The organism is Stenotrophomonas sp. GL_101, assembly GCF_057835675.1.
In genome coordinates, this window is record NZ_CM174432.1 from 1,676,053 (window position 1) to 1,692,744 (window position 16,692).

Below are 16,692 nucleotides of genomic sequence, written 5' to 3' on the forward strand. Positions count from 1 at the left end.
AGAACCGCGTGTTTGACCGTTCCAAGCGAGGCGAACATGCGCTCCTGATCCAGCCCCATACCGGCCGGCTCGAAGAAGACGTGCTTGAAGAATTCACCGATCTGGCCCGGTCCGCCGGCGCCAGTATCGCGGCTACCTTGACCGCACGCATCGATCGACCCAATCCGTCGATCCTGATCGGCACCGGCAAGCTGGACGAGGTGAAAGCCGCGGCCGAGGCAACCGGTGCCGACCTCATCCTGGTCAACCATTCGCTCTCGCCGGGGCAGGAACGCAACCTGGAGCGTTTCCTGGAGCGCCGGGTGATCGACCGTACCGGCCTGATCCTGGATATCTTTGCCCAGCGTGCGCACAGCCACGAAGGCAAACTGCAGGTGGAGTTGGCGCAGCTGCGGCACATGGCTACCCGCCTGATCCGCGGCTGGACCCACCTGGAGCGCCAGCGCGGTGGTGCGATCGGCCTGCGTGGCCCGGGTGAAACCCAGCTGGAGACCGATCGGCGCTTGCTGCAGAAGCGGGTGGAACAGCTGCAGAAGAAGCTGGAGAAGGTCGAAGTACAGCGCACCCAGATGCGTCGCGCGCGCCTGCGCAGCGAGCTTCCGCGCGTGGCCCTGGTGGGCTACACCAATGCCGGTAAATCGACCCTGTTCAACGCCTTGACCGGCGCCGAGGCGTACGCCGCCGACAAGCTGTTTGCCACCCTGGACCCGACCGTGCGCCGCATCGCGGTGCCCGGCGGTGCCGTGGTGCTGGCCGACACCGTCGGCTTCGTCCGCGACCTGCCGCACGAACTGGTCGCCGCGTTCCGCTCTACATTGAGCGAAGCGCGCGAGGCCGACTTCCTGCTGCACATCGTCGATGCCGCCGATCCGCACCGCGAAGAGCGCATTGCCCAGGTCGATGAAGTGTTGACCGAGATCGGCGCGGGAGACCTGCCGCAGCTGCTGGTGTTCAACAAGATCGACCGGATCGAGGGCAGCGAGGTCCGCCACGACGGGCAGGACGGCATTCCCGATACGGCGCGTCGCGAGCGGGTGTGGATTTCCGCGCGCGATGGGCTCGGCTTGCCGCTGCTGGAGTCGGTGCTGGGCAAGCGGTTGGGCCTGCAGCACGTGTCCGGTGACCTGCGGCTGCCGCCCAGCGCCGGTCGCCTGCGTTCGCGCCTGCACCAGCTTGAAGTGGTGCGGGGCGAACGGGTGGACGAAGACGGCTGGCTGCTGCAAGTGGAGATTCCGATTGCTGAAGCGGAGAAGCTGGCCGCAGGCGAGGGCGGTGAACCCATCCGCGCCCTGCTGCCGGAGAAGCTCCCGGAGTGGTAGCGCCGGACCGATACCGCCGGCACCTGGCGGTATCGGGCATGCCGCGACATCCGGGCGCACCGACGACACACGACAGCCGCGTCGATTTCGGCTAAAACAGGCGCTGCACGTCCCCCCGATGCAGGATTCCCCATGAGCGTACCCACCGATGCCGACCTCGGCGTCCTCGCCCGCGATGTTGGCCAGCGCCTGCAGCAGGCCTCGCTGCAGCTGGTCAGCGCCGAAAGCTGCAGCGGCGGCTGGATTGCCAAGGCCATGACCGACGTCGCGGGTTCTTCGGCATTCTTCGACTGCGGGATGGTGGTTTACAGCTACGAAGCCAAGCAGCGCCTGCTCGGCGTGCGCGCCCAGACCCTGGAACAGTTCGGTGCGGTCAGCCGCGAGACGGTGCTGGAAATGGTCTCCGGGGCGCTGGTCAATTCCGGTGCCGGCGTTGCGGTGGCGGTGACGGGAATTGCCGGCCCGGGCGGTGGCAGTCCGGACAAGCCGGTGGGCAGCGTCTGGATCGGCTGGAAGCAACGTGGCGGCTACGCGCGCGCGCAATTGTTCCAGTTCGACGGCGACCGCGATGCCATCCGCCGGCAGACCGTGCAACAGGCACTGACGGGAATTTTCGCCCCGGTGTGACATCCTGCCGAAGTGCGTTGACAGGAGTTGTACCGATGTGGGAAACGCTGGGAACCGTGCGCGACCTCGGCCGATTGCAGGAAATCGCCTCGGTCCTGATCCGCTATGGCTTTGGCGACCTGGTGCGCCGGATCGGCCTGGCCGACGTCCTGGAACGCGCCGGGCGGCTGCTGCACTGGAACGACACCCGGATCCTGCGCATGACCGCGCCGGTACGGGTACGCCGTGCGATGGAGGATCTCGGCCCGACCTTCGTCAAGCTCGGCCAGGTCCTGGCCACCCGCGTGGACCTGTTCCCGCCGGACTGGATCGCCGAATTCTCCGAACTGCAGAATGCCGTGCCCGCCTTGCCCTACGCGCAGGTGCGCGAGCAGCTGGAGGCCGACCTGGGCGCCCCGGCCACCGAGGTATTCGCCTGGCTGGATGAAACCCCGATGGCCGCCGCGTCGCTGGCCCAGGCCCACCGCGCGACCCTGCACGACGGTAGCGCCGTGGTGTTGAAGATCCGCCGACCCGGCATCCGTGAGGTGATCGAAGCCGACCTGCGCCTGCTCACGCGGCTGGCCGAGATCGTCGAGGCACGGCTGCCCGACCTGCAGCGCTATCGCCCGGCCGAAGTGGTGCAGCAGTTCCAGGTGTCGCTGCGCCGCGAACTCGATTTTGCCGCGGAATGCCGCAACGCCGAACGCATCGCGCGCCACTTCCAGGGCCGCCAGGACATCCTGATTCCGCGCGTGCACTGGCAGTGGACCTGCGAGAGCCTCAACGTGCAGGACTTCGTCGACGGCATTGCCGGCCGTGACCTGCTGGGCGTGGATGCTGCCGGGCTGGACCGCGTGCAGCTTGCACGCACCGGTGCGCGCATCGTGCTCAAGATGGTGCTGGAAGACGGTTGTTTCCACGCCGATCCGCACCCGGGCAACATCATCTACCTGCGCGACGGCCGCATCGGCGTGATCGATTTCGGCATGGTCGGCGCGATTTCCGAGCAGCGCCGCTTCCAGGTCGCCCAGCTGCTGCACGGCCTGGTGAGCCAGGAGCCGGAACCGGTGGCCGACATCCTGCTCGACTGGGCCGGTGGCGTGGACGTGGACGAGTCACGGCTGCAGCAGGACATCAGCGTGTTCGTCGACCAGTACCGGGGCGTGCCGCTGAAGGACCTGCACATGGGCTTGATGCTGGGCAACATCACCACGTTGCTGCGCCAGTATTCGCTGACCCTGCCGGCGGACCTGGCGCTGATGATCAAGACCTTCCTGACCCTGGAAGGCATGGGCCGCCAGCTGGACCCCCAGTTCGACATGGCCAGTGCCGCGCGTCCCTACCTGGAACGGGTGATGTGGCAGCGCTATGCCCCCGGCGCGGTGCTCAAGCGCGGCAAGCGCAGCCTGGTCGGGGTGATGGACCTGCTTGGCGACCTGCCGCGCGACGTACGCCGGCTGTTGCAGATGGCGCGACGCGGGCGGCTCCAGCTCAACGTCGAAACCACCGCACTGCAGGGTTTCGGCGATCAGGTCAATCGCGCCGCCAATCGGCTGGTGATGGGCATCGTCACCGCCGCCTTGATCATCGGTTCCTCGATCGTCATGCACAGCGTCGGCGGCATTTCCAGCCGCTGGCTGCTGGCGCTGGGCGTGGCCGGGTTCGTCGGGGCCGGTTTCTGCGGAGTGTGGATCCTGTTTTCGATCTGGCGCAGCGGCAAGAACCCATAGGGTTCTTGCCGCCGGGATCGGCACGATCCCCGCCATCCCCCGCCCGTGGCGGCGGATGGCGTGTAGAGCCGACCGTTGGTCGGCTGCGCCGTCAGGCGCGCGGCCACCAACCATTCTTCGACGGCCCCGGTAGAGCCGACTGTTGGTCGGCTGCGCCTTCAGGCGCGCGGCCACCAACCAATCTTCGACAACCCCGGTAGAGCCGACCGTTGGTCGGCTGCGCCGTCAGGCGCGCGGCCACCAACCAATTTTCGACGACCCCGGTAGAGCCGACCGTTGGTCGGCTGCGCCGTCAGGCGCGCGGTCACCAACCAATCTTCGACAACCCCGGTAGAGCCGACTGTCAGTCGGCTGCCCGCACACCGCGCAGCACCGTCCGCCCGGATCATGGACGCCTGATCGCCAGGTTCAGATCGTCTAAACGTCGGAAATGGGGGTGGAACCGACACGCCGCCGCTGCGCCAGGCATTGCCGCGCTGCGCGCGGTCGCCGACCAACGGTCGGCGGCTACAGAGTTGCTGGTGGCTTCGGCGGGGCTGGATCATCCCCCTTTTATCTGCTGTTCTTCTGCGGGCACTTGCGTGCCCGCATCGTTAGTAGTAATACTACTAACCATGGACCTGACCGACACCCAGCAGGCGATCCTGCAGTTGATCGCCGAGCGTATCGAGACCGATGGCGCACCGCCGTCGCAGACTGAAATCGCACGCGCCTTTGGCTTCAAGGGCGTACGTGCCGCGCAATATCATCTGGAAGCGCTCGAGCAGGCCGGGGCGATCCGTCGCATCCCCGGCCAGGCGCGCGGCATCCGGCTGGTGCAGGCGCCCGCCCTGCAGGACGGCTTGCCGGCCTCGCTGTCCGTACCGGCGCTGCCCGACCACGTGCTGCGCTTGCCGGTGCTCGGCCGGGTCGCCGCCGGCCTGCCGATCGGCGCGGACATCGGCTCGGAGGACTTCGTGGTGCTCGACCGGGTGTTCTTCTCGCCCGCACCGGACTACCTGCTGAAAGTGCAGGGCGACTCGATGATCGACGAAGGCATCTTCGACGGCGACCTGATCGGCGTGCACCGTACCCGCGATGCCCGCTCGGGGCAGATCGTGGTGGCCCGCATCGACGACGAGATCACCGTCAAGTTGCTGAAGATGGGCAAGGACCGCATCCGGCTGCTGCCGCGCAACCCCGACTACAAGCCGATCGAAGTGCTGCCCGACCAGGACTTCGCCATTGAAGGCCTGTATTGCGGCCTGCTTCGACCGAACCGCTAACCCCCTTTACTACGCTTCACCTGCACGGTCTTTTGTGGCGATTCTCTGGTTCCACTGAGGTTGGTACGGATGTCCGATAATTTTTTTCCGAACGCCGGGCAGAATCTCAGCCTGTGCGATACGCCAGCCTTAAAGTGACCCCATGGCCAAGAAGACTTCCAAAGACAGCACCTCCACCGACACGACCTCTGCAAGGACCACACCGATGGACGAAAACAAAAAGCGTGCCCTCACCGCCGCCCTGAGCCAGATCGAAAAGCAGTTCGGCAAGGGTGCTGTGATGCGCATGGGCGACCGTGTCGTCGAAGCGGTCGAGGTCATTCCCACCGGTTCGCTGATGCTGGATATCGCACTCGGCATCGGTGGCCTGCCCAAGGGCCGCGTCGTGGAGATCTACGGTCCGGAGTCCTCGGGCAAGACCACCTTGACCCTGCAGGCAATCGCCGAATGCCAGAAGAAGGGCGGCACCGCGGCCTTCATCGATGCCGAGCACGCCCTGGACCCGATCTACGCCGCCAAACTGGGCGTCAACGTGGACGACCTGCTGCTGTCGCAGCCGGATACCGGTGAGCAGGCGCTGGAAATCGCCGACATGCTGGTGCGGTCGAGCTCGGTGGACATCGTGGTGATCGATTCGGTCGCCGCGCTGACCCCCAAGGCCGAAATCGAAGGCGAAATGGGCGACCAGCTGCCGGGTCTGCAGGCCCGCCTGATGAGCCAGGCGCTGCGCAAGCTGACCGGCAACATCAAGCGCTCCAATACCCTGGTGGTGTTCATCAACCAGTTGCGCCACAAGATCGGCGTGATGATGCCGGGCCAGAGCCCGGAAGTGACCACCGGCGGCAACGCATTGAAGTTCTATGCCTCGGTGCGCCTGGACATCCGCCGTATCGGCGCGATCAAGAAGGGCGACGAGATCATCGGCAACCAGACCAAGATCAAGGTCGTCAAGAACAAGATGGCGCCGCCGTTCAAGCAGGTCATCACCGAGATCCTGTACGGCGAAGGCATCAGCCGCGAAGGCGAACTGATCGACATGGGCGTGGAAGCCAAGCTGGTCGAGAAGGCCGGCGCCTGGTACAGCTACGGCGAAGAGCGCATCGGCCAGGGCAAGGACAACGCCCGCGGCTACCTGCGCGACAACCCGCAGATTGCCCAGCGCCTGGAAGCGGAACTGCGCGAGAAGTTCCAGCCGGCAGAGGCACCGCGCGAGGCCGGCCAGAACGACGAAGACGACGCCGAGTGAGTTTCCTGCGGGGCAGGGCGGCGCCGTCAGTGACGCTCGCCCTGTCCCGCGGTTTCAGTATTTCCCCGACGGGGGGAAGCGCCAGGGACGGCGCATTTGATTGAGAACCGCCATGCAGGATTCAGACGCGCCGGTACCGCGCCGCAAGCGCCGCGTTCAAGAGCAGACCCCGGTGCAACGCGGCCTGGCATTGCTGGTACGCCGTGAGCATTCGCGGAAAGAACTGACCCGTAAGCTTCAGGCCCGCGGCATCGAGACCGATGACGCCCGCGCTGCCGTGGACAAGCTGAGCGAGGCCGGCTGGCAGGACGACACCCGCTTCGCTGAGAATCTGGTCCGACTCCGCGCCAATGGTGGATATGGACCCCTCCACATCCGCGCCGAACTGGGCACCCACGGCTTGGACAGCGAGCAGATTGCCCTGGCCATGGACACCTTCGAGGGTGATTGGACCGAAAACGCGCGCGATCTGATCTGCCGCCGCTTTGGCCAGGCAGGCCCCCAGGAGCTCCCGCAGCGCCGCAAGGCAGCCGATCTGCTGGCCCGGCGTGGGTTCGCTGGCGACAGCATCCGCCACGCCACTCGTTACGACCCGGAGGACTGAGCGGCCCGGGCCTGATACCCTTTGTGGTTTCGGCGGTCCTGTGTTGACACCCGGCCATTGGGGCTGCGTGCCAAGGATCGACCGGCCCGCATGAAGCCAGCCCCCATGACCGCATCCGCCAAATTCACCACCTCCCAGATCCGCAGTGATTTCCTTGAGTTCTTCAAGGGCAAGGGTCATACCATCGTGCCCTCGGCACCGCTGGTGCCGGGCAATGATCCGACCCTGCTGTTCACCAACTCCGGCATGGTGCAGTTCAAGGACGTGTTCCTTGGCGCGGAGAAGCGCAGCTACGTGCGCGCCGCGGACGTCCAGCGCTGCCTGCGTGCCGGCGGCAAGCACAACGACCTGGACCAGGTCGGTTACACCGCGCGCCACCACACCTTCTTCGAGATGCTGGGCAACTGGTCCTTCGGTGACTACTTCAAGAAGGATGCCATCGCCTGGGCCTGGGAGCTGCTGACCGGGGTCTGGAAGCTGCCGGCGGATCGCCTGCTGGTTACCGTCTACCAGACCGATGACGAGGCCTACGCGCTGTGGCGCGACATGGTGGGCATTCCGGAAGCGCGCATCGTGCGCATCGGTGACAACAAGGGTGCCCCGTTTGCCTCGGACAACTTCTGGCAGATGGCCGAAACCGGCCCGTGCGGCCCGTGTACCGAAATCTTCTATGACCACGGCGACCATATCGCCGGCGGCCCCCCGGGCTCCCCGGATGAAGACGGCGACCGTTTCATCGAGATCTGGAACCTGGTGTTCATGCAGTTCGATCGCCAGCCTGACGGCACCCTGGTACCGCTGCCTGCTCCGTGCGTGGATACCGGCATGGGCCTGGAACGCCTCGCCGCGATCCTGCAGCACGTGCACACCAACTATGAAATCGACCTGTTCCAGGCGCTGATCCGCAAGGCCAGCGAACTGACCGGCATGGCCGACCTGGAAAACAAGTCGCTGCGGGTGATCGCCGACCATATCCGTGCCTGCTCGTTCCTGATCGTCGATGGCGTGCTGCCGTCCAACGAAGGCCGTGGCTATGTGCTGCGCCGGATCATCCGGCGCGCGCTGCGCCATGGCTGGATGCTGGGCGTACGCCAACCGTTCTTCAGCAAGCTGGTGCCCACCCTGGTCGAACAGATGGGCGTGGCCTATCCGGAACTGCCGGCCCAGGCCGATACCGTCACCCGCGCCCTGCAGGCCGAGGAAGAGCGCTTCGCTGAAACCCTCGACTCGGGCATGAAGATCTTCGATGACGTTGCCGCCAAGGTCACCGATGGCGTGATCCCGGGCGTGGACGCGTTCCGTCTGTATGACACTTACGGCTTCCCGGTCGATCTCACCGCCGATATCGCCCGCGAGCGCGACATGCGCGTGGACATGGACGGCTTCAACGCCGCCATGGACACCCAGCGCGAAACCGCGCGCGCGGCCGGCAAGTTCGGCGGCGGCGTGACCCTGTCCGCCGATCTGGTCGCCACGCTCAAGCCGACCGTGTTCCTGGGCTACGACCGCCTGCAGGCCGACGGCCTGATCGTGCTGGCCCTGCTCAAGGACGGCCGTCCGGTTGCCTCGGCGCAGGTCGGTGACCAGGTGATCGTGATTACCGACCAGACCCCGTTCTACGCCGAATCCGGCGGCCAGGTCGGTGACATCGGCCTGCTGGACGGCAACGGTGTGCAACTGCAGGTCAGCGACACGCAGAAGTTCGCCGGCCAGTTCCATGGCCACGTTGCCACGCTCACGCAAGGCAGCCTGAAGGTCGGTGACGTGCTGTCCGGCCAGGTCGATGGCCAGCGCCGTGGCGCCACCATCCTCAACCACTCGGCCACCCACCTGCTGCATGCGGCCCTGCGCGACGTGCTGGGCACCCACGTGCAGCAGAAGGGGTCGCTGGTGGCGCCGGACCGCCTGCGTTTCGACTTCGCGCACTTTGCCCCGATCAGTGCCGACGACCTGGCGCTGGTCGAGCGCAAGGTCAACGCGCAGGTGCGGGCCAACAACGCCGTCGAAGTGCACAACATGGCCATGCAGGAAGCGCTGGACTTCGGTGCGATGGCGCTGTTCGGCGAGAAGTACGGCGAGAACGTCCGCGTGCTCAAGATGGGCGACTACTCCACCGAGCTGTGTGGCGGTACCCATGCCGGTCGCACCGGTGACATCGGTCTGTTCAAGATCACCTCCGAGGGCGGTGTGTCGTCCGGCGTGCGCCGCATCGAGGCGGTGACCGGGCAGGGCGCGCTGGACTACGTCGCACACGAAGAGGCCCAGTTGGCTGAGGCGGCGGCACTGCTGGGCGGCAACGCCGGCGAGGTGGTCGACAAGATCCGCCAGCTGGGCGAGCGCCAGAAGAAGCTTGAACGCGAACTGGAGGCAATCAAGGCCAAACAGGCCGCCGGTGCCACGGCCGATCTCGGCGCGGCGGCCGTGGAGGTCAAGGGCATCAAGATCCTCGCCTCGCGGCTGGAAGGCTTCGACGCCAAGGCCCTGCGTGACGCAATCGACCGCCTCAAGCAGCAGTTGGGCGATGCGGTAATCGTGTTGGCTGGCGCCCAGGATGGCAAGGTCGCGCTGGTTGCCGGGGTGAACGGCAGTGCAATGGGCAAGGTCAAGGCAGGGGAACTGTTGTCCCATATCGCCAGTCAGATCGGGGGCAAGGGCGGCGGCCGTCCGGATCTCGCCCAGGGTGGTGGCGAGGACGGGCCCGCCCTTGCTTCTGCCCTTGGTGCAGTCGTCGAGTGGGTCACCCCGCGTATCTGAACAACCTGAGGCCTCCTGCTCCTTGAAGGCGCGGGAGGCCAGACGTTACTATGGCTGATCCTTTCCCTTTGTCGTGGTGCGCTCCTTGGCTGGGCGCCAAGCCGGTGGGGAAAATTCACCGGTTCCCTGGAGACTTGCAAAAATGTTGATCCTGACTCGCCGCGTAGGCGAAACCCTGATGATCGGTGATTCGGTCAGCGTGACCGTGCTCGGCGTCAAGGGCAACCAGGTACGTATTGGTATCACCGCTCCCAAGGACGTGGCCGTGCATCGCGAAGAGATTTACCAGCGGATCCAGCGCGGCGATGAGCCCAATGCATCCGGAAGTGAAAATTCTTCGGATTAAGGCTTTACCAACGGGTGCGAAAAAAGTTATTCTTCGCGCCCCCGCTGAGATGAAACAACGCAGCGGCGGAACAAGAACACTGGAGCGGTGCCCGAGTGGCTGAAGGGGCTCCCCTGCTAAGGGAGTATAGGGCTTAAAACTCTATCGAGGGTTCGAATCCCTCCCGCTCCGCCAGATGTACGAAAAGCCCCTGGAGACAGGGGCTTTTTGTTTTGCAGCAAGCGCGGTCGATCCCTATTGCCCGGTAGGGTTGAGGTACATGCGCGCGCCGTCCGATTCACGTCGTCCCGACCAGCGCCCCGCGCCGCTTTGGCGGAATCTGCCGATGACGGTGTTGTTGGTGTCGGTGATCAGCAGTTGGTGGCCTGACAGCACCCAGCGAGTGGCCTGGAAAAATCCGTCGGGGCATCCGGCCGGCACGTAGGCGCCGTGGCCGCCAAACCATTCGGTGTCCTTCAGCTGGATCGTGCAGGTGTTGCCGCTCTCCTTGCCCAGGGTCCAATTGCCGACCATGTCGGTTTCCCAGGGCGAGCGGTTGCCTCGATCGTCGTCATGACGCCAGTCGTCGTCGCCAACGTCGATATCGACCGAGCTGCTCCTGCGTTCGCTTCGGGTCTCCGAATGGGAGGTGCCGGTGCTGCTGGTCTGCGCGTTGGCCGAGCCCAGGTTGCCGAACGCGGCGTCCCCGTTCTGGTCCGTGCTGGTGTTGCCGTCCTGGGGCAGCGAGCCGGTGGACTGCAGGGTGGTCGTGGTTGAGCTGGAACTGGACCCTGTCTGCTCGCTGGTGGTGGTCTGTTGCCCGACGTTGAAGGAGACATCCTGCCCGTAACTGAAAGCGGAGGGGAGGGCCAGAACGCACACCGCCAGAAGACGGGGGTGCCAAACGCGGATTGCCATCGCTTGCTCCTCGAATCAGACCACGGGGAAAGTTCGATCAGGTAGGGCTCGGACAAGCGCACAGCGGAGCACAGGGGTCGTGAGAATCCCGCGAAAGGTCCCCGGCGCAGGACCGGCGTTGCCTGGCTCCAGCGCGCTGCCTGCTTCCGCTGGGGCCGTGGATGCGGCATCATGCCGCCCATTCCTTGCCTCCAGCCGCCGCCAGAGGATTTCCTTCCTGCTGGAGGTAGTGCCGTGTCCGTCGTTTCGTTCCGTATCGCCCCGACCCGTACGGGTCGGCGTCGTGCTTTGCCCCGGGTCTCTCCGCTGATGCAGGCGATGGGCTGCGCGTTGGGCCTGGCCCTTTCGGCCCCGGTCGTCGTCCACGCCGAGGAGGCCCCGCCCGCACCGGGCCCGGCGAAGGATGCCGCGCAGACGCTGCAGACCGTGCAGGTCACCGCCAATCAGCTGGGGACGGTCACCGAAGGCAGTGACTCGTATACGCCCGGCACCATCGCCACGGCGACGCGGCTGGTGCTCAGCCCGCGGCAGACGCCGCAGTCGATCAGCGTAATCACCCGGCAGGAAATGAACGACTTCGGCCTCAATGGCATCGATGACGTCATGAAGGTAACGCCGGGCATCAGCATCGTCACCTACGACAGTGAGCGCACCGAGTACTACGCGCGCGGCTTTGCGGTGCAGAACTTCCAGTACGACGGCATCCCGATGGCGCGCGACTCGGCCTACTCGGCCGGCAATACGCTCAGCGACATGGCCATCTACGATCGTATCGAGGTGCTCAAGGGCGCCACCGGGCTGTTGACCGGCATGGGCGATCCGGGCGCGACCATCAACCTGGTGCGCAAGAAGCCGACCCGTGAACTGGCCGGCAGCGCCACGGTGGGAGTCGGCTCCTGGGACAGCTACCGCGCCGAGGTCGATGTCGGCGGGCCGCTGACCGACAGCGGTCGCGTGCGTGGCCGCGCGGTGGCTGCCTACCAGGACAAGCATTCCAATACCGATCACTACCAGCGCAGCAACCAGGTCTTCTACGGCATCCTCGAGGCCGACATCGGCGAGGCCACGTTGCTGACGGTGGGCGCGGACTACCAGGACAGCGATCCCAAGGGATCCAGCTGGGGCGGCATCCCGCTGCTCGATACCCGCGGCAATTTCAATGACAAGCCGCGCTCGTTCAACAACGGCGCGCGCTGGAGCCGCTGGGGCCAGTACAGCCGTACCGGTTTTGCCACGCTGGAACACACCTTCAGCAACGACTGGGTGGCCAAGCTGCAGCTCAACCACCAGGTCAACGGTTACGACGCATCGCTGGGTGCGGCCGCCGGCGGCAATCCCGATCCGGTGACCGGCGAAGGCGTCAGCCTGTGGCTGGGCCAGTACATCGGCAAGACCACCAGCAATGCAGCCGATCTGTATGTCAGCGGGAAATTCGAATGGTTCGGCCGGCAGCATGAGCTGGTGGTCGGTGGCAGCGCGTCGCGCAAGCGCTGGGTCAACAATGGCTATTCCCCGCAGCCGGGCTATTCGACCAGCGTGGCCGACTACCGCCAATGGAATGGCGACATCCCCGAGCCGGACTGGCAGTGGGGCTATGGCGACAACCAGGTCACCCGCGAAAGTGGTGCCTACGTGGTCGGTCGCTTCGATCTGGCCGACCCGCTCAAGCTGATCCTCGGCAGCCGCATCGCCAACTACACCTCGCCGGACACCGACGAGAGCGGCGTGTTCGTGCCTTACGCGGGCGTGGTGTACGACCTCAACCGCAACTTCTCGGTGTATGCCAGCTACAGCACCATTTTCAAGCCGCAGGGCAATCAGGACGAGCAGGGCAAGGCGCTCGATCCGATGGAAGGCAACAGCTATGAAGCGGGCTTGAAAGCGGAGTTCTACGACGGCCGCCTCAATGCCAGCGCTGCGCTGTTCCAGTTGGAGCAGGACAACTTTGCGCAGGCCACCGGCGGCCTGACGCCCAGCGGCGGCATCGCCTATCGCGGCTTGATGGGCGTGCGTACCAAGGGCTACGAACTGGAGGTGTCGGGCCAGTTGGCGCCGGGCTGGCAGGTGCAGGGTGGCTTCGCGCACAAGATCGCGCGCCAGCAGTCCACCAAGGTATCCACGCTGGAACCGGAAGACCAGTTCAGCGTGCACACCAGCTATCGCCTGCAGGGCGGCTTGCAGGGCTGGAGCGTGGGCGGTGGTGCGCGCTGGCAGGGCAGCACGTTCGGCACGATCACCAACCCGGTCGACGGTGGCAGCCTGGTCCACCGTACCGACCCCTACTGGGTGGTCGATGCGATGGCACGCTATGAGTTCAGCCCGAAACTGTCGGCCACGCTCAACGTCAACAACCTGCTGGACAAGCATTACTACACGATCTTCAACTGGTACAGCACTTACACCTGGGGCGAACCGCGCAACGTGCGGCTGACGCTCAACTACAAATTCTGATCCACGCAACGAACGACACCCCGGGTAACCGGGGTGTCTGCGTTTTTCGCCTCGTTATTACAGCGCCACGTCGAACACGATGACTTCCGCGTCGTTGGCGTTCTCCAGCGTCAGCTGTGCCTCGTCGCTGACCTGCAGCGCATCGCCGGTCTCCAAGGTGATGCCGTTGACCTGCAGCTGGCCACGGGCGACCTGCACATAGGCACCGCGACGCGGGGCCAATGGCAGCTGGACGCGATCGTTGCCGTTCAGAACGGTGGCGTAGATGTTGCTGTCCTGGTGGATCAGCAGCGACCCGTCGCGGCCATCCCGGGAGGCGATCAGGCGCAGCTGGCCACGCTTGGTGTCCGGGGCGAAATGGGTTTCCTGGTAGCTGGGGGTGATGTTCTCCTGGTCGGGGAACAGCCAGATCTGCAGGAAGTGCACCGCTTCGGTGGCCGAGTGGTTGAATTCGCTGTGGCTGACCCCGCTGCCGGCGCTCATGCGCTGTACGTCGCCATAGCGCAGGACCGAGCCGGTGCCCATCGAGTCCTTGTGCTCCAGCGCCCCGCCGAGCACGTAGGAGATGATCTCCATGTTGCTGTGGCTGTGGGTGCCAAAGCCCTGGCCGCCCTGCACGCGGTCTTCGTTGATCACCCGCAGGGGGCCGAAGCGGGTGTAGCGGGGGTCGTGGTAGTTGGCGAAGGAGAAGGTGTGCATGGAGTTCAGCCAGCCATGGTCAGCCTTGCCACGGGTGGTGCTCTTGCGGATCTGCAGCATGTGGTTCTCCTGGGGTATTCGATGATTTCGATGGTGGTGGGGGAGGCCTTCATGGCTTCCCTTTCCTGTTGGTGCCAGTATCGGCTTGCACCTTGGGTTTGAAAAACGGATAGTTTCGCAAGCCATCATCGAAAAATTCGAATGCTCAAACTCAGCCTGGATGCCCTGCAGATCCTGGATGCCATCGACCGGCGCGGCTCATTCGCGGCCGCCGGCAAGGCGCTGCACAAGGTGCCGTCGACCATTTCCTACACCGTGTCCAAGCTGGAGCAGGACCTGGGGGTGCAGCTGTTCGATCGGATCGGGCCGCGCGCGCAGCTGACCGCCGCCGGCCAGGCGCTGCTGGAGGAAGGGCGGCACCTGCTGCGGGCGGCGCGCGAGCTGGAAATGCGCGTGCGCCGGGTGGCCTCGGGCTGGGAGGCGGAGCTGACTGTGGCGGTTGATTCGATGTTCCCGCCGGCGCTGCTGGGCGAGGACGTGCGCGCCTTCACTGCGGTGGCCGAGCAGACCCGGGTGCGCTTGATCAGCGAGTCGCTCTCGGGCACCTGGGAGGCGTTGCTGGATCGACGCGCGGACCTGCTGGTAGGGGCGGCCGGCGAAGGCCCCAGTGGCGGTGGCTATGTGGTCGAGCCGATGGGGGTGGTGGCGTTCGTGTTCGCGGTATCGCCCTCGCATCCATTGGCGGCCGTCGAGGGCCCGCTGGGGCGCGAGCAGTTGGCGGAGCATTGCGCCATTGCGGTGGCCGACTCGGCACGGCGGCTGCTGCCGCGTACCGTCGGCCTGCTGCTGGGGCAGGAAACGGTGACGGTGCCCGATACGGTCAGCAAGTTCCGCCTGCAGTGCGCGGGGCTGGGTTTTGGGTTCCTGCCCGAACCCTACGTCCGGCACGCGGTGCAGCAGGGGCGGCTGGTGATCCGCCAGGTCGAGGAGCCCAAGCCGGACGAAACCTTCTGGCTGGCCTGGCGGCCGGGCGAGGAGGGCGCTGCATTGCGCTGGTGGCGCGAGCGCATGCGGCGGCCGCAGGTGATGGCGGGTTGGTGGCCGATGATGGAGCGGTGGCTGGGGGTGTAAATCTCCGTCGTTGAAACTGAATCCCGCCTGCGCTGTCATCGGATGGTCATGAGGGTGCGGTAGAGCCGCACTCCCGGCCCCGCTACCCTGCGCGGCTCATCGTGAATCGACCCTACTGCCCATGAAGCGCCTGCTGCTGTTGCTGCTGGCCGGGGCCGGCCTGTGGCTGGCCGCCTGCTCCTCGCTGACCCCATCCCCTGCCGCAACCTCGCTCAGTGACCGGCTGGTGGCGCCGGGCGGGGTGTCCTCGTTGCTGGATACCGCGCGCATCGCCGAGGCGGTGGACAGTGTGCCCAATCGCCACGGGTTCGTGACCGGCCGCGCCGGGGTGCCGATCTTCTGGCGGGCGTTCGACCCGGGCCAGTACGGGCTGCGTTATCACTACCTGCCCCAGCAGCACGACAATGGCCTGCCGCTGCAGACCGGGCTGAGCCTGGCGGTGCCCACGCCGTTCCGGGCGCAGTCGCCGCGCGGCACGGTGGTGCTGCTGCACGGCTGGATGATGAACGGCGACGCGATGCTGCCGTGGTCGCTGCAGCTGGCCCAGGCCGGTTACCGGGTGGTCACCATCGACCTGCGCAACCACGGTCACTCCGGTGCGGGCCCGGCCGGTTACGGCACCTTTGAATCGGATGATGTGGTCGATGTGATCGATGCCCTGCAGAAGCGCAATGAGGTGGTGGGGCCGCTGTACCTGTTCGGGGTGTCCTACGGTGCGGCCACGGCGGTATTCACCGCCGACAAGCTCGGCGACCGGGTGACCGGGGTGGTGGCGATGGAGTCCTTCGCCAATGCCGGCGATGCCATCCGCAGCATGATTCCGCACCTGATGTCGTTGCAGCCTTCGGGCTGGAAGGCGCAGGCCATCGCGTCCTACGCACGCTGGCGTTACGGCGGGCAGGATATCGACCAGGTGATCGCCGCGGCCAGCCAGCGCCTGGACGTGGATCTGGATGCGGTGGATGTGTCGCGCGCACTGGCCGATACGCGCGCCTGCGTGTTGCTGTTGCACGGCCAGGATGACCAGCACGTGCGCGTGGACCAGGGGCGGCGCCTGGCCGCGGCCAGTTCGCGGGTGCACTACATCGAGATGCGCGGCGAAGACCACATCACGCTGCCGCTGCGACTGGACCTGCTGGGCGGGGTGGTGGACGACTGGCTGGCAGAGGACGCCCATGCCGGTGATCGTTGCCCGGCACCGGACCTGCCGCGCGTTTGATCGGCACGTAACAGGCAAAAAAAAACAGCAGCCGATGGCTGCCGTTCCTGTCCATGCAATGGTGCGCCCGGAGAGATTCGAACTCCCGACCGCCTGGTTCGTAGCCAGGTACTCTATCCAACTGAGCTACGGGCGCATTTGCATTGTCTGGTTGTACTGCATCGATGTAATGGTGCGCCCGGAGAGATTCGAACTCCCGACCGCCTGGTTCGTAGCCAGGTACTCTATCCAACTGAGCTACGGGCGCATGCTTACATCGATGTTTGTGCTGCTGGTGCTGGTGCCGGCGGCGGAGCCGAAACCCTGTTGATGGTGCGCCCGGAGAGATTCGAACTCCCGACCGCCTGGTTCGTAGCCAGGTACTCTATCCAACTGAGCTACGGGCGCGTCAACAGGAGCGGAATTATGCGGATGCAGGCCGC

General features: G+C 65.7%; 13 protein-coding genes and 4 tRNA genes. 12 read left to right on the top strand and 5 right to left on the bottom strand.

Annotation, left to right across the window (positions count from 1 at the left end):
• The first annotated feature begins 8 nt into the window (after window positions 1–8).
• From hflX to AC3IR9_RS07575, 9 genes are all read left to right on the top strand, one after another.
• Window positions 9–1,319 (top strand): ribosome rescue GTPase HflX, encoded by a 1,311-nt coding sequence (gene hflX, locus AC3IR9_RS07535; RefSeq protein WP_489295098.1) that lies wholly within the window; start codon window positions 9–11, stop codon window positions 1,317–1,319.
• Window positions 1,320–1,451: 132 nt separating this feature from the next.
• Window positions 1,452–1,946: a CinA family protein gene (locus AC3IR9_RS07540; protein WP_489295099.1), complete on the top strand. Its 495-nt coding sequence runs from the start codon at window positions 1,452–1,454 to the stop codon at window positions 1,944–1,946.
• Window positions 1,947–1,981: 35 nt separating this feature from the next.
• Window positions 1,982–3,658: a 2-polyprenylphenol 6-hydroxylase gene (gene ubiB, locus AC3IR9_RS07545; protein ID WP_489295100.1), complete on the top strand. Its 1,677-nt coding sequence runs from the start codon at window positions 1,982–1,984 to the stop codon at window positions 3,656–3,658.
• 614 nt (window positions 3,659–4,272) lie between these two features.
• Window positions 4,273–4,923 carry a transcriptional repressor LexA gene (gene lexA, locus AC3IR9_RS07550; RefSeq protein WP_489295102.1) on the top strand — a complete coding sequence of 217 codons (651 nt, stop codon included), beginning with the start codon at window positions 4,273–4,275 and terminating at the stop codon, window positions 4,921–4,923.
• 205 nt (window positions 4,924–5,128) lie between these two features.
• Window positions 5,129–6,169, top strand: a complete 1,041-nt coding sequence (recA, locus tag AC3IR9_RS07555; RefSeq protein WP_489295103.1) for a recombinase RecA — start codon at window positions 5,129–5,131, stop codon at window positions 6,167–6,169.
• Window positions 6,170–6,281: 112 nt separating this feature from the next.
• Window positions 6,282–6,773 (top strand): recombination regulator RecX, encoded by a 492-nt coding sequence (gene recX / locus AC3IR9_RS07560; protein ID WP_489295104.1) that lies wholly within the window; start codon window positions 6,282–6,284, stop codon window positions 6,771–6,773.
• Window positions 6,774–6,878: 105 nt separating this feature from the next.
• Entirely contained in the window at window positions 6,879–9,527 is a 2,649-nt protein-coding gene (gene alaS, locus AC3IR9_RS07565) for an alanine--tRNA ligase (protein ID WP_489295105.1), read from the top strand.
• A 142-nt stretch (window positions 9,528–9,669) separates the two neighbouring features.
• Window positions 9,670–9,873, top strand: coding sequence for a carbon storage regulator CsrA (csrA, locus tag AC3IR9_RS07570; RefSeq protein ID WP_019183311.1), 204 nt, complete (start codon window positions 9,670–9,672; stop codon window positions 9,871–9,873).
• A gap of 81 nt (window positions 9,874–9,954) precedes the next feature.
• Window positions 9,955–10,047, top strand: a tRNA-Ser gene (locus AC3IR9_RS07575).
• Window positions 10,048–10,107: 60 nt separating this feature from the next.
• Here AC3IR9_RS07575 and AC3IR9_RS07580 read toward each other — a convergent pair.
• Window positions 10,108–10,770, bottom strand: coding sequence for an AprI/Inh family metalloprotease inhibitor (locus tag AC3IR9_RS07580; protein ID WP_489295107.1), 663 nt, complete (start codon window positions 10,768–10,770; stop codon window positions 10,108–10,110).
• A gap of 309 nt (window positions 10,771–11,079) precedes the next feature.
• Between AC3IR9_RS07580 and AC3IR9_RS07585 the strand changes: the two genes are divergently transcribed.
• Window positions 11,080–13,221, top strand: a complete 2,142-nt coding sequence (locus tag AC3IR9_RS07585) for a TonB-dependent siderophore receptor (protein WP_489295753.1) — start codon at window positions 11,080–11,082, stop codon at window positions 13,219–13,221.
• 57 nt (window positions 13,222–13,278) lie between these two features.
• Here the strand turns inward: AC3IR9_RS07585 and AC3IR9_RS07590 are convergent, their stop codons facing one another.
• A complete protein-coding gene (locus AC3IR9_RS07590) occupies window positions 13,279–13,980 on the bottom strand; it encodes a pirin family protein (RefSeq protein ID WP_489295108.1) in 702 nt (233 codons plus the stop codon).
• Between the two features lie 141 nt (window positions 13,981–14,121).
• Between AC3IR9_RS07590 and AC3IR9_RS07595 the strand changes: the two genes are divergently transcribed.
• Together AC3IR9_RS07595 and AC3IR9_RS07600 are read left to right on the top strand one after the other, a co-directional pair.
• On the top strand, window positions 14,122–15,051 hold the full coding sequence (locus AC3IR9_RS07595) for a LysR family transcriptional regulator (protein WP_489295110.1): 930 nt from the start codon (window positions 14,122–14,124) through the stop codon (window positions 15,049–15,051).
• A gap of 121 nt (window positions 15,052–15,172) precedes the next feature.
• On the top strand, window positions 15,173–16,270 hold the full coding sequence (locus AC3IR9_RS07600) for an alpha/beta hydrolase (protein ID WP_489295112.1): 1,098 nt from the start codon (window positions 15,173–15,175) through the stop codon (window positions 16,268–16,270).
• A gap of 59 nt (window positions 16,271–16,329) precedes the next feature.
• Here AC3IR9_RS07600 and AC3IR9_RS07605 read toward each other — a convergent pair.
• The 3 genes from AC3IR9_RS07605 to AC3IR9_RS07615 form a co-directional block, all read right to left on the bottom strand.
• Window positions 16,330–16,406 (bottom strand) — tRNA-Arg (locus AC3IR9_RS07605).
• A 34-nt stretch (window positions 16,407–16,440) separates the two neighbouring features.
• Window positions 16,441–16,517, bottom strand: a tRNA-Arg gene (locus AC3IR9_RS07610).
• Between the two features lie 63 nt (window positions 16,518–16,580).
• Window positions 16,581–16,657, bottom strand: a tRNA-Arg gene (locus AC3IR9_RS07615).
• Window positions 16,658–16,692: the final 35 nt, after the last annotated feature.

Coding starts and splice junctions, on each gene's coding strand:
- AC3IR9_RS07595 (WP_489295110.1), top strand. CDS start 14,122: ATGCTCAAACTCAGCCTGGATGCCCTGCAGATCCTGGATGCCATCGAC.
- AC3IR9_RS07540 (WP_489295099.1), top strand. CDS start 1,452: ATGAGCGTACCCACCGATGCCGACCTCGGCGTCCTCGCCCGCGATGTT.
- csrA (WP_019183311.1), top strand. CDS start 9,670: ATGTTGATCCTGACTCGCCGCGTAGGCGAAACCCTGATGATCGGTGAT.
- AC3IR9_RS07590 (WP_489295108.1), bottom strand. CDS start 13,980: ATGCTGCAGATCCGCAAGAGCACCACCCGTGGCAAGGCTGACCATGGC.
- alaS (WP_489295105.1), top strand. CDS start 6,879: ATGACCGCATCCGCCAAATTCACCACCTCCCAGATCCGCAGTGATTTC.
- lexA (WP_489295102.1), top strand. CDS start 4,273: ATGGACCTGACCGACACCCAGCAGGCGATCCTGCAGTTGATCGCCGAG.
- AC3IR9_RS07600 (WP_489295112.1), top strand. CDS start 15,173: ATGAAGCGCCTGCTGCTGTTGCTGCTGGCCGGGGCCGGCCTGTGGCTG.
- AC3IR9_RS07585 (WP_489295753.1), top strand. CDS start 11,080: ATGCAGGCGATGGGCTGCGCGTTGGGCCTGGCCCTTTCGGCCCCGGTC.
- recX (WP_489295104.1), top strand. CDS start 6,282: ATGCAGGATTCAGACGCGCCGGTACCGCGCCGCAAGCGCCGCGTTCAA.
- ubiB (WP_489295100.1), top strand. CDS start 1,982: ATGTGGGAAACGCTGGGAACCGTGCGCGACCTCGGCCGATTGCAGGAA.
- AC3IR9_RS07580 (WP_489295107.1), bottom strand. CDS start 10,770: ATGGCAATCCGCGTTTGGCACCCCCGTCTTCTGGCGGTGTGCGTTCTG.
- recA (WP_489295103.1), top strand. CDS start 5,129: ATGGACGAAAACAAAAAGCGTGCCCTCACCGCCGCCCTGAGCCAGATC.